Genomic DNA, 17,637 nt, shown 5'->3' with positions numbered 1-17,637 from the left:
GAATTTCACAGGCGCGGTGGATTCATCGTGAATTGCGCGGTGACTTCCGCTCGGACCCACATCCGCTGGGGTTCCAGGTCGAGTGGTTCGGCTTCCGTACCGGCTTCGGCGGCGACGGCCGACATGCGGACGGCGCGGCGGTCGAAGGCGGAGCGGGGGCGTCCGCCGCCGGTGCCGGCGTCGGCCAGTTCGACCAGGGCGGCCACTGTGGTGCCCAGTGCCTCGGCGTATTCCTTGGCTCGCCGGACGGCTTCGTGGACGGCTTGCCGGCGGGCTTCGCGGTGGGCGGGTGAGTGGGGGCGCAGGTCCCACCAGGGGCCGTCGATCCTGGTCAGGTCGAGGTCGGCGAGGCGGGTGGTGAGTTCGCCGAGGGCGGTGAAGTCGGTGAGTTCGGCGGTGAGGCGGATCGTGCCCTGGTAGGTGCGGACGCGTTCGCCGCGGCCGCGGCGGGTGAGTTCCGGGGTGATGGACATGGCTCCGGTCGACAGGTTCTCCACGGTGTCGCCGTAGGACTTGATCAGGTCGAGGGCGACGGTGTTGCGGCGGGTGAGGTCGTCGAGGGTGGTGCGGCGGTCTCGGCCGCGGGCGGTGAGGGTGACGGTGATGCGGGCGATCTCGGGGTCGACGTCGAGTTCGGCCTCGCCGCGGACTGTGAGGAGGGGGGTGTCGGGGGTGCCGTGGGGCGGGGTCTGCGGTGAGGTCATACGTACCACTCTGTCACGGTGCTCCCTTTTCCGGGGCGGGAGTTGACCGTGCCGGTCATCAGATCGCAACCTCCTGGACCTGTTGCCGTCGGTCATGCCCGGGTCAGAATCTACGCGCGTTGTTGACCTTCCCCGAGGAGCACGAGAGATGCCGTTGAACCGTCGGAAGTTCCTGAAGAAGTCCGCCGTGACCGGGGCGGGGGTGGCGATCGCGGGTGCGGCTGTGGCTCCGGCGCAGGCCGCGGAGGCGAAGAAGCCGGCGAAGGCGCCGAAGCGGTACTCGCTGACCGTGATGGGGACGACGGACCTGCATGGTCATGTCTTCAACTGGGACTACTTCAAGAACGCGGAGTACTCCGACAAGGCGGGCAACGCGCAGGGTCTGGCTCGTATCTCGACGCTGGTGGAGCAGGTGCGTGCGGAGAAGGGCCGTTGCAACACGCTGCTGCTGGACGCGGGTGACACGATCCAGGGGACTCCGCTGACGTACTACTACGCGAAGGTGGACCCGATCACCGCCAAGGGTGGTCCGGTGCATCCGATGGCGCAGGCGATGAACGCGATCGGGTACGACGCGGTGGCGCTCGGGAATCACGAGTTCAACTACGGCATCGAGACGCTGCGGCGGTTCGAGCAGCAGTGTCGTTTTCCGCTGCTGGGTGCGAACGCGGTGGATGCGAAGACGTTGAAGCCGGCGTTCCCGCCGTATCTGATGAAGACGTTCCATGTGAAGGGTGCGCCGCCGGTGAAGGTGGCCGTGCTGGGGCTCACGAACCCGGGTATCGCGATCTGGGACAAGGCGTATGTGCAGGGGAAGCTGGCGTTCCCGGGCCTGGAGGAGCAGGCGGCGAAGTGGGTGCCGAAGCTGAAGTCGATGGGTGCGGACGTGGTGGTGGTGTCGGCGCACTCGGGTTCGTCGGGTACGTCGTCGTACGGTGATCAGTTGCCGTATGTGGAGAACTCGGCGGCGCTGGTGGCGCAGCAGGTGCCGGACATCGACGCGATTCTGGTGGGGCATGCGCATGTGGAGATTCCGGAGCTGAGGGTCACCAACGCGAAGACCGGGAAGACGGTGGTGCTGTCGGAGCCGTTGGCGTATGCGGAGCGGCTGTCGCTGTTCGATATCGAGCTGGTGTTCGCCAAGGGTCGGTGGGCGGTCGAGTCGGTGGCGTCGAAGGTGCTGAACTCGAACGCGGTGGCGGACGATCCGAAGATCACGAAGCTGCTGTCGGACGAGCACGCGAAGGTCGTGGCGTACGTCAACCAGGTGGTGGGGTCGGCGACGCAGACGCTGACGACGGTGGACGCGCGGTACAAGGACGCGCCGATCATCGACCTGATCACGAAGGTTCAGGAGGATGTGGTGCGGGCGGCGCTGGTGGGGACGTCGTACGCGTCGCTGCCGGTGATCGCGCAGGCGTCGCCGTTCTCGCGGACGTCGGAGATTCCGGCGGGCGAGGTGACGATCCGGGACCTGTCGGGTCTGTATGTGTACGACAACACGCTGGTCGCGAAGGTGATGACGGGTGCGCAGGTCAGGGCGTACCTGGAGTATTCGGCGGAGTACTTCGTGCAGACGGCGGCGGACGCGGTCGTGGACGTGGAGAAGCTGACGAACGCGGGGAACCGTCCGGACTACAACTACGACTATGTGTCGGGGCTGTCGTACGAGATCGACATCGCGCAGGCGGCGGGTTCGCGGATCAAGGGCCTGATGTACAACGGTGCGGCCCTTGACGACGCGCAGCAGTTCGTGTTCGCGGTGAACAACTATCGGGCGAACGGTGGCGGCGCATTCCCGCACGTGGCGTCCGCCACCGAGGTGTGGTCGGAGTCGACGGAGATCCGGACGCGGATCGCGGAGTGGGTGACCGCGAAGGGTGTGCTGGATCCGGCGGACTTCGCGTCGGTGGACTGGAGGCTCACGCGGAACGGTACGCCGGTGTTCTAGCCGGGGTTTCCGGGCCGGGGTGAGGGGTGATGGCCTCAGATTCCGTCGCGCAGGGGGGTCAGCGTGCGTGGCTGGCGTGCGGGCGGGATCTGGGGCTGTCGTTGTTCCAGGCCGAAGGTGGTGAAGGCGGTGCGGGTGGGGAGGGGGTAGTTGTCCTTGCCGGTGAGGGTGTTGAGGATGGTGGCGCTGCGTCGGGCGGCGAGGCCGAGGTCGGGGGCGCCGACGCCGTGGGTGTGGCGTTCGGCGTTCTGGACGTAGACGTTGCAGCCGGTGGCGGTGACGCAGGGGTCGAGGACGAGGCGGTAGTGCTCGTCGATGCGGGGGCGTTCGGAGTGGTCGCGGCGGATGTAGGGGTCGAGGCCGGCGAGGAGGGGGTCGAGGGGGCGTTCGCGGTGGCCGGTGGCGAGGACGACGGCGTCGGTGGTGAGGCGGCTGCGGGTGTTCTGCTGGCGGTGTTCGAGGTGGAGTTCGATCTGGGTGGTGGCGATGCGGCCGGCGGTGCGGAGGTGGACGCCGGGGGTGAGGACGGTGTCGGGCCAGCCGCCGTGGAGGGTGCGGCGGTAGAGCTCGTCGTGGATGGCGGCGAGGGTGCCGGCGTCGATGCCTTTGTGGAGTTGCCATTGGGTGGCGCCGAGGCGGTCGCGGACGGGTTCGGTGAGGGCGTGGAAGTAGCGGGTGTAGTCGGGGGTGAAGTGTTCGAGGCCGAGTTTGGAGTACTCCATGGGGGCGAACGCGTCGGTGCGGCCGATCCAGTGGAGTCGTTCGTGGCCGGCGGGGCGGGCTCTGAGGAGGTCGAGGAAGACTTCGGCGCCGGACTGTCCTGATCCGACGACGGTGATGTGGTCGGCGGCGAGGAGGGTGTCGCGGTGGGTGAGGTAGTCGTCGGCGTGGAGGACGGGGACGCCGGGGGCGTCGGCGAGGGGGCGTAGGGGGTCGGGGATGTGGGGGCGGGTGCCGATGCCGAGGACGATGTTGCGGGTGTAGGTGCGGCCGAGGGCTTCGGCTTCGCCGTCGGTGTCGAGTTGGGTGAAGTCGACTTCGAAGACGTCGCGTTCGGGGTTCCAGCGGACGCCGTCGACCTGGTGGCGGAAGTGGATGCCGGGGAGGTGTTCGGCGGCCCAGCGGCAGTAGGCGTCGTATTCGGCGCGTTGGATGTGGAAGCGCTCGGCGAAGTAGAAGGGGTAGAGGCGTTCGCGGGTGCGGAGGTAGGAGAGGAAGCTCCAGGGGCTGGTGGGGTCGGCGAGGGTGACGAGGTCGGCGAGGAAGGGGACCTGGATGCGGGAGCCGTCGATGAGGAGGCCGGGGTGCCAGGCGAAGGCGGGGGCCTGGTCGTAGAAGACGGTGTCGAGTTCGGCGAGGGGGTGGGCGAGGGCGGCGAGGGAGAGGTTGCTGGGGCCGATGCCGATGCCGACGAGGTCGCGGGGGGTGTCGGGTTCGGGGTGGAGGGGCGGGGGCGGGGGTGGCGGTGGCGGTGTCGGTGGCGTCGTCATCGGGAGGTGTTTCCTTCCACCAGGGTCAGGAGGGCGGCCAGGTCGTCGGGCCGGGTGTGGGGGTTGAGGAGGGTGGTCTTGAGCCAGAGGCGGCCGTCGATGCGGGTGCGGCCGAGGACGGCGCTGCCGTCGGTGAGGAGGCGGCGGCGTGTCTCGGCGACGGTGGTGTCGGTGGCGCCGGTGGGGCGGAAGAGGACGGTGCTGATGGTGGGTGGGGCGTGGAGTTCGAGGTGGGGGTGTGCGCGGATGAGGGCGGCGAGTTCGTGGGCTCGGTGGCAGACCTGGTCGACGAGGGTGCCGAGGCCGTCGCGGCCGAGGGTCTTGAGGGTGACGGCGATCTTGAGGATGTCGGGGCGGCGGGTGGTGCGCAGGGAGCGGCCGAGGAGGTCGGGGAGGCCGGCTTCGGTGTCGTCGTCGGCGTTGAGGTAGTCGGCGCGGTGTCGCAGTGCGGTGAGGTCGGTGGTGTCGCGGACGGCGAGGAGGCCGGCGGCGACGGGTTGCCAGCCGAGTTTGTGCAGGTCGAGGGTGACGGTGTGGGCGGCGTCGAGGCCGGTCAGTGCGGAGCGGTGGCGGTCGCTGAAGAGGAGGCCGCCGCCGTAGGCGGCGTCGATGTGGAGGCGGGCGCCGTGGGTGCGGCAGAGGGCGGCGATGTCGGGGAGGGGGTCGATGCGTCCGGTGTCGGTGGTGCCGGCGGTGGCGGCCACGACGACGGCGGTGCGGGGGCCGGGGAGGGTGGCGAGGGCGTCGTCGAGGGCGGCGGGGTCGAGGGTGCCGGTGGGGGTGGGGACGACGACGGGGGCGGGCAGGCCGAGCAGCCAGGCGGCCCGGGGCAGCGAGTGGTGGGCGTTGGCTCCGTGGACGAGGCGGAGGGTGGCGCCGTGTGTCTCGCGGGCGAGGAGGAGGGCGAGTTGGTTGGATTCGGTGCCGCCGGTGGTGACGAGGGCGTCCGCCGGGGTGGGGCCGTAGATCTCCGCCGCGAGGGCCCGGGTGACGAGGGTTTCCAGTTCCGAGGCGGCGGGGGCCTGGTCCCAGGAGTCGAGGGAGGGGTTGAGCGCGGAGACGGCGAGGTCGGCGGCGGTGGCGACGGCGAGGGGCGGGCAGTGCAGGTGGGCGGCGCAGAGGGGGTGGGCGGGGTCGGCGGAGCCTTCGGTGAGGGTGTGGACGAGGGTGCGCAGGGCGTCGGGGTCGCCGTGCGGGGGGAGGAGGTCGCCGGTGGCGGCGCGCACGCGTGCGGCGACGGCGTCGGGGCCGCCGGCGGGCAGGGGGCCGCCGCGGGCCCGGCGGCCGCTGTCGAGGGCGTCGAGGACGGTGTCGAGCAACGGCCGCAGCGCGTCGGGGCCTTCGGGTCCTGAGGCGAGGGGCGGCGTGCTCACGGGGGGCCTCCGGGCGTGCGCGGAACAGAGGGGTTCCAGCTTGTACGCCGTGGGGCGGGTGTGCCCGGGAGGCGGGCGATCGGTACCCGAAAGTGGGTACCGATCGCCGCGGGGCTGCCCGGGGCCGTCCCGGGGTGGTGCTCAGGCGGAGCGGACCTTCAGGGCGCGGGCCAGGTCGTCGAGCTGGTCGACGAGCTTGCGGCGCAGGGCGGGGATGGGGTCGGTGTCGCGCAGGCAGGTCTCGCCGTGGCGGAGCGCCATGGCGTCGACGGCGTGGGCGGGGAAGGCCCAGCGGCCGGCGGCGTCGGCGACGGCGGGTCCGCGTCGGGCGGCGACGGCGACGGCGTCCTCGTAGAAGCGGGTGACGTAGGGCCGGACGAGGTCGGCCTGTTCGGGCTGCCAGAAGCCCTGGGCGGTGGCGGTGAACAGGTAGGCGGAGAGGTCGTCGGTGGCGAACATCGCCGTCCAGGCCTTCTCCTTGGCCTCTTCGGTGGGCAGGGCGGCGCGGCAGCGGGCGGCGCCTTCCTGGCCGGTGGCGGAGGGGTCCCGCTGGAGTTCGGCGGCGATGGCGCTCTCGTCGGTGGCGCCGAGGACGGCGAGCCGGGCGAGGACGCGCCAGCGCAGGTCGGGGTCGAGTTCGGGTCCGCCGGGCACGGTGCCGTCGGCGAGCCAGGCGGTGATGGTCTCGGGGTGGGCGGCGACGTCGATGAAGTGGCGTACGGCGATCAGGCGCAGGCCGGGGTGGTCGCCGTCCTCGGTGCGGCGGATGAGGTCGCGGCACAGGGAGGTGAGGGTGGCGAGGGCGGCGGGGCGTGCGTCGGGGGTGACGTAGCGGTCGGCGATGTGGGTGGAGGCGAAGGCGAGGACGCCCTGGACGAGGGCGAGGTCGGTTTCGCGGGGGAGGTGGGCGCGGGCGGTCTCCAGGTAGGCGGCGGGGGCGAGTTCGCCGTCGCGGACGGCGTCGCGCAGGGCGTTCCAGACGACGGCCCGGGTGAGGGGTTCGGGCAGTGCGGACAGGCAGCTGCGGACGGTCTCGAAGGACTGGGTGTCGAAGCGGATCTTGGCGTAGGTGAGGTCGCCGTCGTTGAGGAGGAGCAGGGCGGGGCGCTTGCCGAGTGGGTGGGGCGCGGTCTGCGGGATGTCGACGTCGAGGCGTTCGCGCAGGACGAGGCGGGCGGGGCGGCTGTCGTCGTCGGAGAGGTCCTGGTCGTAGAGGCCGACGGCGATGTGGTGGGGGCGGCTGCCGTGGTGCTCGACGGTGAGGGTGCGGTCGCCGTTCTCGCCGGTGACGACGGGGGTGAGGGTGTCGACGCCGGTGGTGCGCAGCCAGGTGTCGGCCCAGGCGTGGACGTCGCGTTCGGTGGTGCTGGCGAGGGAGTCGATGAAGTCGGCGAGGGTGGCGTTGCCGAACCGGTGGCGGGTGAAGTGGGTGTTGATGCCGGCGAGGAAGTCCTTCTCGCCGAGCCAGGCGACGAGCTGGCGGAGTGCGGAGGCGCCCTTGGCGTAGGAGATGCCGTCGAAGTTCAGGAGTGCGGAGGCGGTGTCGGGGACGGATTCGGGGGCCACGGGGTGGGTGGAGGGGCGCTGGTCGGCGTCGTAGCCCCAGGCCTTGCGGACGACGCCGAAGTCGGTCCAGGTGTCGGTGAAGCGGGTGGCTTCGGTGAGGGTCTGGTAGCCCATGTATTCGGCGAAGGACTCGTTGAGCCAGATGTCGTCCCACCACTGGAGGGTGACGAGGTCGCCGAACCACATGTGGGCCATCTCGTGGGCGACGACCATGGCGCGGGTCTGGCGTTCGGTGTCGGTGACGGCGGAGCGGTAGACGAATTCGTCGCGGAAGGTGACGAGGCCGGGGTTCTCCATGGCGCCGGCGTTGAACTCGGGGACGAACGCCTGGTCGTAGGAGTCGAAGGGGTAGGGCTCGTCGAACTTCTCGTGGTAGCGGTCGAAGCACTGCCGGGTGATCTCGAGGAGTTCCTCGGCGTCGGCGTCGAGGTGGGGGGCGAGGGAGCGGCGGCAGTGCAGGCCGAAGGGCAGGCCGCGGTGTTCGGTGGTGACGGAGTGCCAGGGGCCGGCGGCGACGGCGACGAGGTAGGTGGAGACGAGGGGGGTGGGGGCGGCCTGCCAGCGGCCTTGGCCGAGGTGTTCGGTGATGCCGTTGGCGAGGACGGTCCAGTGTTCGGGGGCGGTGACGGTCAGCTCGAAGACGGCCTTCAGGTCGGGCTGGTCGAAGGCGGCGAAGACGCGCTGGACGTCGTCCATGAAGAGCTGGGTGTAGAGGTAGGTCTCGCCGTCGGTGGGGTCGGTGAAGCGGTGCATGCCTTCGCCGGTGCGGGAGTAGCGCATGGTGGTGCGGACGTGCAGTTCGTGTTCGCCGGCGCGGAGGTCGGGCAGGGGCAGCCGGTTGCCGGTGAGGGTCGCGGGGTCCAGGGGCTGTCCGTCGAGGGTGACGGAGCGCAGCTCGGCGGGCTTGAGTTCGACGAAGGTGCTGCCATCGGCGCGCGCGGTGAACCGGATGGCGGTCCGGGACTCGAAGGTCTCGTCGCCGGTGGTCAGGTCGAGCTCGATGGTGTAGCGGTGTACGTCGAGGAGCTGGGCACGGTGCTGCGCTTCGTCGCGCGTCAGTACGGACATGAACGACATGCTGCCTGATGCCGCAGGCGGGGCACAGGGGCGGATCGGTACGCGCCCTATGTCCGCTCTCGCGCCGGAGGCGCCGATGCCGGTGTCAGCCTGCCGCGGGTGCCGTGCCGGCGGTGTCGGCGGTGCCGGTGGCGTGAGCGGTGCCGGTCGGGTGGGCGGTGTCGTCCGCGTCGGTGGTGTCGGCGGTGTCCTGGCCGGCGTCGTCCGCGATGCGCTCGTGGTGGCGGATCACCTCGGCGATGATGAAGTTCAGGAACTTCTCGGCGAACGCGGGGTCGAGCCGGGCGTTCTCGGCGAGGGTGCGCAGCCGGGCGATCTGGCGGGCCTCGCGGGCCGGGTCGGCGGGCGGCAGCTGGTGGCGGGCCTTGAGGTGGCCGACCTGCTGGGTGGCCTTGAAGCGTTCGGCGAGCATGTGGACGACGGCGGCGTCGATGTTGTCGATGCTCTCGCGGAGCCGGGCCAGCTCCTCGCGCACGGCCTGGTCGACGTCACCGGTTCCCGGGGTGTTGCTGGTGGTCATGGGCGATCACCCTAGTGCGTCGGCCGCCGGGGGCCGAGACCGGTGGCACCCTCGTACAGTGGGACCGGGTACACGGCGTCTTGGGGGTGCGGGCGTGGCCAACGGCGGACCGGTCGAGCACGGCTTTCCGCATCTGGAGACGGTGCGGGCGGCTGTCACGGCCCTCTACAGACGACTGTCGTACGACACGGTCCAGCTGTTCGCCACCAGTGTGGCGCCGGCCGAGGTGGCGTTCTGCGACGGTGACGACCTGCATCTGGGGGCGCAGCGGGTGGCGCGGGAGCTGGTGCGGCACTACCGGCTGCCGGACGCCCGGATGGTCGTCGCGTTCCGGGAGATGGAGCACGCGGCGCATGTGGAGCTGACGGCCGGGCCCGAGTACTTCATCGAGCTGAACGACCGGTTCCGCACGCATCGGCGGGACATCGGGGCGGCTCTGGCGCACGAGATCATGCATGTCTACCTGCACCGGCTGGACCTGTCGTTCCCGGGGACGCGGGACAACGAGATCCTCACGGACACGGCGACGACGTATCTGGGGGCGGGCTGGCTGCTCCTGGACGCCTATCGGGAGGACGGGGCCTCCTCGCAGAAGCTGGGGTATCTGACGCCGGAGGAGTTCGGGTACGTGCTGGCGAAGCGGTCGCTGGTCTTCGGTGAGGATCCGTCGGTGTGGTTCACCAGCGCGCAGGCGTACACGGCGTACGGACGGGGGCTGGAGCGGGCCCGGCACGACGAGCGGCAGCCGCCGCTGACGGCGGCGGGCTGGGCGGGGCGGCGGCGGTACGCCCGTGACCGGCGGCAGGCCCAGGACCGGCGGGCCGGCGGGGCGGGCCCGGGCTCGCCGTACGTGTTCGCGCCCGACCCGGTGGGGCCGCTGCGGGTGACGTTCCCCTGCCCGACCTGTCATCAGCGGATCAGGGTGCCCGTGCGGGGGCGGGTGCGGGCGCGGTGCGGGCTGTGCCGGACGGTCCTGGAGTGCGACACGTAGTCCGCGACGGCCGGCCGGACGCCAGACGCCGGACGCCTGACTCCCGGACACCCGGACACCCGGACACCCGGGCGGCCGGACACCCGGGCGGCCGGCCGCCCGGCCCCACCCTGGCGCCCCGCGCGGGCCTTTCTACGCCCCGTACACCGCCCCCGGCGCCTCCGCCTCGGTCAGGAGTTTCCGTACGGCCTCCCCGGCCTCCCCCGGGCTCCAGCGGGCTCCCTTGTCGGTGGTGGGTCCGGGGCGCCAGCCCTCCATGACGGTGATCCGCCCGGCCTCCGCCGCGAAGACCCGGCCGGTGACGCCCGTGCTGGCGGCGGAGCCGAGCCAGACGACGAGCGGGGAGACGTTCTCGGGGGCCATGGCATCGAAGCCGGACGCGGGTGCCGCCATGGTCTCGGCGAAGGTCCGTTCCGTCATCCGGGTGCGGGCGGCGGGCGCGATCGCGTTGACCTGGACGCCGTAGCGGGCGAGTTCGGCCGCCGCGACCAGGGTCAGGGCGACGATCCCGGCCTTGGCGGCGCTGTAGTTGCCCTGGCCGAGCGAGCCCAGCAGGCCGGCGCCGCTGCTGGTGTTGACGATCCGTGCGGCGGGCGGGCGGCCGGCCCTCGCCTCGGCGCGCCAGTGCGCGGCGGCGTGCTTGAGCGGCAGGAAGTGTCCGGTGAGGTGGACGCGCAGGACGGTGTCCCAGTCGTCCTCGTCGAGGTTGACCAGCATGCGGTCGCGCAGGAAGCCGGCGTTGTTGACCAGGGTGTCGAGCCGGCCGTAGGTCTCCAGGGCGGTCGTGACGAGGGAGGCGGCGCCCCGGGGGGTGGCGATGTCGCCGCCGTGGGCGACGGCCTCGCCGCCGGCCGCGTGGATCTCCGCCACGACCCGCCCGGCGGGGCTGTCGGGGCCGGGGGTGCCGTCCAGGCCGACGCCGAGGTCGTTGACGACGATCCGGGCGCCCTCGGCCGCGAACGCGAGTGCGTGCGCGCGTCCGAGTCCGCGTCCGGCGCCGGTGACGACGACGACCCGGCCGTCGCAGATTCCGCTCATCCCGTGCTCCTCTCAGGTGTCCGTGCTGGCGTCTGGGGTGTCGTCCGTGCCCGCGTCTCGGGTGTCCTTGTTGGCGGTCGCGGCGTCGAGAAACGCGGGTCGTTCCCCTCCCCCGTGCACGAGCAGGCTCGCCCCGCTGATGTAGACGGCCGCGTCGGAGGCGAGGAAGACGGCGGCGGCGCCCACGTCGGCGGGGCGGGCGAGCCGTCCGAGCGGGACGGTGCGGGCGACGGCGTCGATCCCGTCCTCGCCGCCGTAGTGCAGATGGGACAGTTCGGTGCGGACCATGCCGACGACGAGGGTGTTGACGCGGACCCGCGGCGCCCACTCCACGGCCATCGAGCGGGCGAGGTTCTCCAGGCCGGCCTTGGCGGCGCCGTAGGCGGCCGAACCGGGTGAGGGGCGGCTGCCGCTGACGCTGCCGATCATCACGACCGAGCCGCCCGCGCGGTGGAGGTGGCCGTGGGCGGCGAGGGACACGGTCAAGGGTGCGAGGAGGTTGAGTTCGATCACGCGCGCGTGCCGCTCGGCGTCGGCCTCGGCGAGCGGGCGGTAGGGGGCGCCGCCCGCGTTGTTGACCAGGACGTCGACGCGGTCCAGGCCGGCGAAGAACGTGCGTACGGCGTCGCCGTCCCGGACGTCGAGCGGCACGAACGCGGTCCCGGGCACCGGGGCGTGCGGCGCCCGGCGGGCGCAGACGACCACCTCGGCTCCGGCGTCGGCGAAGGCCCGCGCGATGCCGGCGCCGACGCCCCGGGTGCCGCCGGTGACGACGGCGACCTTCCCGTCCAGCTCCATCCGCTGCTACCTTTCACCTAACAAACGTTTGGTGGAAAGGTAGCTGATGCTTCCATGGGTGTCTCCACCTCGTCCCCGGAAAAGGGGCCCGCGGGAGAGGGAATCGCCGTCGTCACGGTCGACTTCCCGCCGGTGAACGCGCTGCCGGTGGCCGGCTGGTTCGCGCTGGCCGACGCGGTGCGCACGGCGGGCCGGGACCCCGGGACCCGGTGCGTGGTGCTGACCGCGGCGGGCCGGGGGTTCAACGCGGGCGTGGACATCAAGGAGCTCCAGGCGCGCGGTCCGAGCGCGCTGGTCGGCGTCAACCGCGGCTGCTTCGAGGCGTTCGCCGCGGTGTACGAGTGCGAGGTCCCGGTGGTGGCGGCGGTGCACGGCTTCTGCCTGGGCGGCGGCATCGGCCTCGTGGGCAACGCGGACGCGATCGTCGCGAGCGAGGACGCCACCTTCGGGCTGCCCGAGCTGGACCGCGGCGCGCTCGGCGCGGCCACGCATCTGGCCCGGCTGGTCCCCCGGCAGCTGATGCGCGCCCTGTACTACACCTCGCGCACGGTCACGGCGGCCGAACTGCACGCGCACGGCTCGGTGTGGCGTGTGGTGCCGCGCGAGGAACTGCGGGCGGCGGCGCTGGAGCTGGCGCGCGAGATCGCCGCCAAGGACGGTGAGCTGCTGCGGCTCGCGAAAGCGGCCATCAACGGCATCGACCCGGTCGACGTGCGCCGCAGCTACCGCTTCGAGCAGGGCTTCACCTTCGAGGCGAGCGTCAGCGGGGTGGCCGACCGGGTCCGGGACACGTTCGGGAAGGAGGGCGGGTCGGATGGGTGACAAGACGATGACCGCCGAGGAGGCCGTCTCCCGGCTGGAGAGCGGCATGACCCTCGGCATCGGCGGCTGGGGCTCGCGCCGCAAACCCATGGCGCTGGTCCGGGCGCTGCTGCGGTCGCAGGTCACGGACCTGACGGTCGTCTCGTACGGCGGCCCGGACGTCGGGATGCTCGCCGCGGCCGGCCGGATCCGGAAGCTGGTGACCGCGTTCGTGACCCTCGACTCGATCCCTCTCGAACCGCACTACCGCGCGGCCCGCGAGCGGGGGGCCTTCGCGCTGACGGAGGTCGACGAGGCGATGTTCCTGTGGGGCCTGCGCGCGGCGGCGAACCGGCTGCCGTTCCTGCCCGTGCGGGCGGGGATCGGTTCGGACGTGATGCGGGTCAACCCCGGTCTGCGGACGGTGACCTCCCCCTACGAGGACGGGGAGACGTTCGTCGCCATGCCCGCCCTGCGGCTGGACGCGGCCCTGGTGCACGTGAACCGGGCCGACCGGCTGGGCAACGGGCAGTACCTGGGACCGGACCCGTACTTCGACGACCTGTTCTGCGAGGCCGCGGACACGGCGTACGTCTCCTGCGAGCGGATCGTCGACACGGCCGAGCTGACGAAGGCGGCCCCGCCGCAGTCGCTGCTGATCGGGCGGCATGTGGTGACGGGGGTCGTCGAGGCGCCCGACGGCGCGCACTTCACGTCCTGCGCCCCCGACTACGGCCGGGACGAGGCGTTCCAGAAGCGGTATGCGACGACGCCGTGGCCGCAGTTCGCGGCGCGGTATCTGGCCGGGGACGAGGCGGCGTACCGGGCGGCGGCCGGGGAGGAGTCATGAGCGGGGTGACCCGCGCCGAGTACTGCGTCGTCGCGTGCGCCGAGGCCTGGCGGGGCTCGGGGGAGATCCTGGCGAGCCCCATGGGGCTGATCCCCTCCGTCGGGGCGCGGCTCGCCCGGCGGACCTTCGCGCCCGACCTGCTGCTGACCGACGGCGAGGCGATGATCGTCGGCTCGGACGGCACGGTCGAGGGCTGGCTGCCGTACCGCCGGCACCTGGAGCTGGTCACCGGGGGCCGGCGGCACGTGATGATGGGCGCGAGCCAGATCGACCGGCACGGCAACCAGAACATCTCCTGCATCGGCGACTGGGCGCGGCCCGCGCGGCAGCTGCTCGGGGTGCGCGGCGCGCCGGTCAACACGCTCAACAACCCGACGAGTTACTGGATCCCCAGGCACTCCCGGCGGGTCTTCGTGGCGGAGGTCGACATGGTGTGCGGGGTCGGGTACGACCGTGCGGCCGGGGCGCGTCACCACCGGATCCCGCGGGTGGTGTCCGACCTGGGGGTCTTCGACTTCGCCACGCCGGGCCGCACGATGCGGCTGGCGTCGGTGCATCCGGGGGTGACGGTGGAGCAGGTCCGGGAGGCGACGGCGTTCGACCTCGTGATCGACGGCGAGGTGCCGTACACCCGTGAACCGACCGCCGCGGAGCTGCGGCTGATCCGCGAGGTGATCGATCCGGGGAACACCCGGGACCGGGAGGTTCCGGTCTGATGGACACGGCACTCACCCGGCTGGTCGGGGTCCGCCGCCCGATCGTGCAGAGCGGCATGGGCTGGGTGGCGGGCCCGCGTCTGGTGTCGGCGGCGGCCGAGGCGGGGGCGCTGGGCGTGCTCGGCTCGGCGACGATGACGGTGGACGGGCTGCGCGAGGCGGTCCGCGAGGTGCGCTCGCGCACGGACGCGCCGTTCGGGGTGAATCTGCGGGCCGACGCGGCGGACGCCGGCGACCGGGTGCGGATCCTGCTCGACGAGGGGGTGCGGGTGGCGTCCTTCGCGCTCGCGCCCTCCCGGGAGCTGATCACCGAGCTGAAGGAGGCGGGCGTCGTCGTCATCCCCTCGGTCGGGGCCCGGCGGCATGCCGAGAAGGTCGCCGCGTGGGGTGCGGACGCGGTGATCGTGCAGGGCGGGGAGGGCGGCGGGCACACCGGTGAGGTGGCCACGACGGTGCTGTTGCCGCAGGTCGTGGACGCGGTGGACATCCCGGTCGTGGCGGCGGGCGGCTTCTTCGACGGGCGGGGTCTGGTCGCGGCGCTGGCGTACGGCGCGGCGGGGGTCGCGATGGGGACGCGGTTCCTGCTGACGTCGGAGTCGACGGTGCCGGACGTGGTGAAGGCGCGCTATCTGGCGGCGGGTGTGCGGGACGTCACGGTCACCCGGGCGGTGGACGGGCTGCCGCACCGCATGCTGCGTACGGACCTGGTGGCGTCCCTGGAGCGTGCCGGCCGGTCGCGAACGCTGCTGCACGCGGTCGGCCGGGCGGCGGCCTTCCGCAGGCTCTCGGGTCTCTCCTGGCCGCGTCTGGTCCGCGACGGTCTGGCCATGAAGCGCGGCAAGGAACTGTCCTGGAGTCAGGTCCTGCTCGCCGCCAACACCCCGATGCTGCTGAAGTCGGCGATGGTGGACGGCCGTACGGATCTCGGGGTCATGGCGTCCGGGCAGGTCGCCGGGGTGATCGACGACCTGCCGTCGTGCGCGGAGCTGGTGGAGCGGATCATGAAGGAGGCGGAGGAGACCCTGGAGGGCCTCACCGCCTCCCCCTGACAGCCGTCACGGCCGCCGTCCCTGCCCGGCGGTCACGGCCGCCGTCCCTGCCCGGCCGTCACAGCCGTTCGATGATCGTCACGTTCGCCTGCCCGCCGCCCTCGCACATCGTCTGAAGGCCGAACCGGCCGCCCGTGCGCTCCAGTTCGTGCAGCAGGGTCGTCATCAGCTTGGCGCCCGACGCGCCCAGCGGGTGGCCCAGGGCGATCGCGCCGCCGTTGACGTTGACCTTCTCCGGGTCGGCGCCGGTCTCCTTCAGCCAGGCGAGGACGACGGGCGCGAAGGCCTCGTTGATCTCGACGAGGTCGAGGTCGTGGATCGACAGCCCGGTCTTCTTCAGGGCGTGGGCGGTGGCCGGGATCGGCGCGGTCAGCATGCGGATGGGGTCCTCGCCGCGTACGGAGAGGTGGTGCACGCGCGCGCGGGGGGTGAGGCCGTGCTCGCGGACGGCCCGCTCGGAGGCGAGCAGGAGGGCGGCGGCGCCGTCGGAGACCTGCGAGGAGCAGGCGGCGGTGACGGTCCCGCCGTCGATGACGGGCTTCAGCGCGGCCATCTTCTCCAGGGAGGTGTCCCGGCGCGGCCCCTCGTCGACGGTGACGGTCCCGTGGGCGACGGTCTCCCGCGCGAAGCGGCCCTCGTCGATCGCGCGCACCGCCCGCCGGTGCGAGCGCAGTGCGAACTCCTCCTGGTCCTGGCGGCTGATGCCCCATTTGGCGGCGATCATCTCGGCGCCGGCGAACTGGTTGACGGGCCGGTCGCCGTAGCGGGCGCGCCAGCCCTCGCTGCCCGCGAAGGGGCCCTGGGTGAAGCCGAGCGGCTCGGCGGCCTGGCGGGTGGCGTAGGCGATGGGGATCTGCGACATGTTCTGCACGCCGCCCGCGACGACGAGGTCCTGGGTGCCGGAGAGCACGGCCTGGGCGGCGAAGTGCACGGCCTGCTGGGAGGATCCGCACTGCCGGTCCACCGTCACCCCCGGTACCTCCTCGGGCAGCCCGGCGGCCAGCCAGGCGGTGCGCGCGATGTCCCCGGCCTGCGGCCCGACCGCGTCCAGGCAGCCGAGGACGACGTCCTCGACGGCCGCCGGGTCGATGCCCGCGCGTGCGACGAGTTCCTTGAGCGCGTGCGCCCCGAGGTCCGCCGGGTGCACCCCGGCGAGCCCTCCTCCGCGCCGCCCCACGGGCGTACGGACCGCTTCGACGATGTAGGCCTCGGCCATGGCGACTCCCCAGTGCGTCCAGTGGGTTACGTGCGTACGGCGATCCCGTCCAGCACCATCGAGAGGTACTGCCGGGCGATCTCCTCCGGGCTGTGCTGTCCGCCGGGCCGGTACCAGGAGGCGGCGACCCAGACGGTGTCACGGACGAAGCGGTAGGTGAGGCGGACGTCGAGGTCGGCCCGGAAGACCCGGTCGGCCACCCCGCGCTCCAGCGTGGACAGCCACGCCTTCTCGAACCTGCGCTGCGATTCGGCGAGGAACGCGAACCGTTCCTGCGCGACGAGCTGCTTGCTCTCCTTCTGGTAGATCGCGACGGCGGCCCGGTGCCGGTCGATCTCCCGGAACGACTCGGTGACCAGGGCCTCGAGGGTCTCGCGGGGGCCCGACCCGGCGGCCAGGACGGTGTCGTAGCCGTCCCACAGCTCGTCGAGGAAGGTGCGCAGGATCTCCTCCAGCATCGACTCCTTGGAGTCGAAGTGGTAGTAGAGGCTGCCCGCGAGCATGCCCGCGTGGTCCGCGATCTTGCGGACGGTGGTGGCGTTGTAGCCCTGTTCGGCGAAGACCTCGGCTGCGGTGCTGAGGAGTTCACCGCGGCGCGCGGGCGCGGCGGTCACCTGGGGCTTCTTCTTGGTCGGCACGAACACATTGTGGTCCTAGGCGTGCTGGCTGCTGACGGCGACGACCTCGCCGGTCATGTACGAGGAGTAGCCGGAGGCCAGGAACACGATCACGTTGGCCACCTCCCACGGCTCGGCGTACCGCCCGAAGGCCTCGCGGGCGGTGAGTTCCTCCAGCAGTTCGGGGGTGGTGACCTTCACCAGGTGGGGGTGCATGGCCAGGCTCGGGGAGACCGCGTTGACCCGCACCCCGTACGCGGCGGCCTCGATCGCCGCGCAGCGGGTCAGGGCCATCACCGCGGCCTTGGCGGCGGCGTAGTGGGCCTGTCCGGCCTGGGCGCGCCAGCCCACCACGGAGGCGTTGTTGACGACGACCCCGCCGCCGCTGTCGCGCATCCGCCGCAGCGCCGCCCGGGTACAGCGGAAGGTGCCGTTCAGTGTCACGTCGAGCACCCGGGTCCATTGCTCGTCGGTCATGTCCGCCAGCGGTGCGGTGCCGCCGAGTCCGGCGTTGTTGACGACGACGTCCAGCCGGCCGTGCTCGCGCACCGCCGTGTCGAAGAGGGCCGTCACCTGGGTCTCGTCGGTGACGTCGCAGGGCAGTGCGCAGACCGCGGCGGCGCCGAACTCCTCGGCCAGTTCGGCCTGGTAGGCCTTGAGCCGGCGTGTGTGCGCGTCGCTGATCAGGACGCGGGCGCCTTCCTCGAGGAAGCGGCGTGCGGTCGCGCCGCCGATGCCCGCGCCGGCCGCCGCGGTGACGACGGCCGTGCGTCCGGCGAGCAGCGCGTGCCCGGGAACGTACGACGGACCCTCGACGTTCTTCATGACAGCACGCTAACCTACCAAACACTTGTTAGGGAAGTTCCAGGGCGACAGGGCA

At 72.3% G+C, this 17,637-nt stretch carries 16 protein-coding genes; 6 read left to right on the top strand and 10 right to left on the bottom strand.

The annotated features are described in order from the left end of the window. Positions 1-5: 5 nt before the first annotated feature. Positions 6-704: an SIMPL domain-containing protein gene (locus IE275_RS35055; protein WP_189716683.1), complete on the bottom strand. Its 699-nt coding sequence runs from the start codon at positions 702-704 to the stop codon at positions 6-8. Between the two features lie 148 nt (positions 705-852). Between IE275_RS35055 and IE275_RS35050 the strand changes: the two genes are divergently transcribed. Further along, complete coding sequence (locus tag IE275_RS35050; RefSeq protein ID WP_189716752.1) at positions 853-2,655, top strand: bifunctional metallophosphatase/5'-nucleotidase; 1,803 nt, start codon at positions 853-855, stop codon at positions 2,653-2,655. A 35-nt stretch (positions 2,656-2,690) separates the two neighbouring features. Here the strand turns inward: IE275_RS35050 and IE275_RS35045 are convergent, their stop codons facing one another. The 4 genes from IE275_RS35045 to IE275_RS35030 form a co-directional block, all read right to left on the bottom strand. Continuing rightward, on the bottom strand, positions 2,691-4,145 hold the full coding sequence (locus IE275_RS35045) for a lysine N(6)-hydroxylase/L-ornithine N(5)-oxygenase family protein (protein ID WP_189716682.1): 1,455 nt from the start codon (positions 4,143-4,145) through the stop codon (positions 2,691-2,693). After that, positions 4,142-5,518 carry a pyridoxal phosphate-dependent decarboxylase family protein gene (locus IE275_RS35040; protein WP_189716681.1) on the bottom strand — a complete coding sequence of 459 codons (1,377 nt, stop codon included), beginning with the start codon at positions 5,516-5,518 and terminating at the stop codon, positions 4,142-4,144. Before IE275_RS35040 ends, IE275_RS35045 begins: the two co-directional genes overlap by 4 nt. Before the next feature lie 141 nt (positions 5,519-5,659). Next, positions 5,660-8,152 carry an aminopeptidase N gene (gene pepN, locus IE275_RS35035; protein WP_189716680.1) on the bottom strand — a complete coding sequence of 831 codons (2,493 nt, stop codon included), beginning with the start codon at positions 8,150-8,152 and terminating at the stop codon, positions 5,660-5,662. Positions 8,153-8,246: 94 nt separating this feature from the next. Next, positions 8,247-8,681 carry a chorismate mutase gene (locus IE275_RS35030; RefSeq protein WP_189716679.1) on the bottom strand — a complete coding sequence of 145 codons (435 nt, stop codon included), beginning with the start codon at positions 8,679-8,681 and terminating at the stop codon, positions 8,247-8,249. A gap of 94 nt (positions 8,682-8,775) precedes the next feature. On the opposite strand from IE275_RS35030, the gene IE275_RS35025 reads away from it, so the two are divergent. Beyond that, positions 8,776-9,672 carry a hypothetical protein gene (locus tag IE275_RS35025; protein ID WP_189716678.1) on the top strand — a complete coding sequence of 299 codons (897 nt, stop codon included), beginning with the start codon at positions 8,776-8,778 and terminating at the stop codon, positions 9,670-9,672. A gap of 132 nt (positions 9,673-9,804) precedes the next feature. On the opposite strand, the gene IE275_RS35020 is transcribed toward IE275_RS35025, so the two are convergent. Next, positions 9,805-10,710 (bottom strand): SDR family oxidoreductase, encoded by a 906-nt coding sequence (locus IE275_RS35020; RefSeq protein WP_189716677.1) that lies wholly within the window; start codon positions 10,708-10,710, stop codon positions 9,805-9,807. Positions 10,711-10,722: 12 nt separating this feature from the next. Beyond that, positions 10,723-11,508, bottom strand: coding sequence for an SDR family oxidoreductase (locus IE275_RS35015; RefSeq protein ID WP_189716676.1), 786 nt, complete (start codon positions 11,506-11,508; stop codon positions 10,723-10,725). Between the two features lie 54 nt (positions 11,509-11,562). Between IE275_RS35015 and IE275_RS35010 the strand changes: the two genes are divergently transcribed. From IE275_RS35010 to IE275_RS34995, 4 genes are read left to right on the top strand one after another with little or no spacing between them, the layout of a single operon-like run. Next, on the top strand, positions 11,563-12,330 hold the full coding sequence (locus tag IE275_RS35010; RefSeq protein ID WP_189716675.1) for an enoyl-CoA hydratase family protein: 768 nt from the start codon (positions 11,563-11,565) through the stop codon (positions 12,328-12,330). After that, positions 12,323-13,159, top strand: coding sequence for a CoA transferase subunit A (locus IE275_RS35005; RefSeq protein ID WP_189716674.1), 837 nt, complete (start codon positions 12,323-12,325; stop codon positions 13,157-13,159). The genes IE275_RS35010 and IE275_RS35005 overlap by 8 nt, the downstream gene beginning before the upstream one ends. Beyond that, positions 13,156-13,875, top strand: a complete 720-nt coding sequence (locus IE275_RS35000; protein WP_189716673.1) for a CoA-transferase subunit beta — start codon at positions 13,156-13,158, stop codon at positions 13,873-13,875. Before IE275_RS35005 ends, IE275_RS35000 begins: the two co-directional genes overlap by 4 nt. Then, positions 13,875-14,924 carry an NAD(P)H-dependent flavin oxidoreductase gene (locus IE275_RS34995; protein WP_189716672.1) on the top strand — a complete coding sequence of 350 codons (1,050 nt, stop codon included), beginning with the start codon at positions 13,875-13,877 and terminating at the stop codon, positions 14,922-14,924. The genes IE275_RS35000 and IE275_RS34995 overlap by 1 nt, the downstream gene beginning before the upstream one ends. 58 nt (positions 14,925-14,982) lie before the next feature. Here the strand turns inward: IE275_RS34995 and IE275_RS34990 are convergent, their stop codons facing one another. Genes IE275_RS34990 through IE275_RS34980 form a run of 3 tightly spaced genes read right to left on the bottom strand, consistent with a single transcriptional unit; the run spans position 14,983 to position 17,582 of the window. Beyond that, positions 14,983-16,140 (bottom strand): acetyl-CoA C-acetyltransferase, encoded by a 1,158-nt coding sequence (locus IE275_RS34990; RefSeq protein ID WP_189716671.1) that lies wholly within the window; start codon positions 16,138-16,140, stop codon positions 14,983-14,985. Positions 16,141-16,166: 26 nt separating this feature from the next. Continuing rightward, positions 16,167-16,778, bottom strand: coding sequence for a TetR/AcrR family transcriptional regulator (locus IE275_RS34985; RefSeq protein WP_189716670.1), 612 nt, complete (start codon positions 16,776-16,778; stop codon positions 16,167-16,169). Between the two features lie 15 nt (positions 16,779-16,793). Then, complete coding sequence (locus IE275_RS34980) at positions 16,794-17,582, bottom strand: SDR family oxidoreductase (RefSeq protein WP_189716669.1); 789 nt, start codon at positions 17,580-17,582, stop codon at positions 16,794-16,796. Positions 17,583-17,637: the final 55 nt, after the last annotated feature.

Origin of the sequence: Streptomyces phaeofaciens (genome assembly GCF_014648915.1) — a bacterium.
Lineage (GTDB): Bacteria > Actinomycetota > Actinomycetes > Streptomycetales > Streptomycetaceae > Streptomyces > Streptomyces phaeofaciens.
This window is presented reverse-complemented; position numbering and strand designations above follow the sequence as displayed.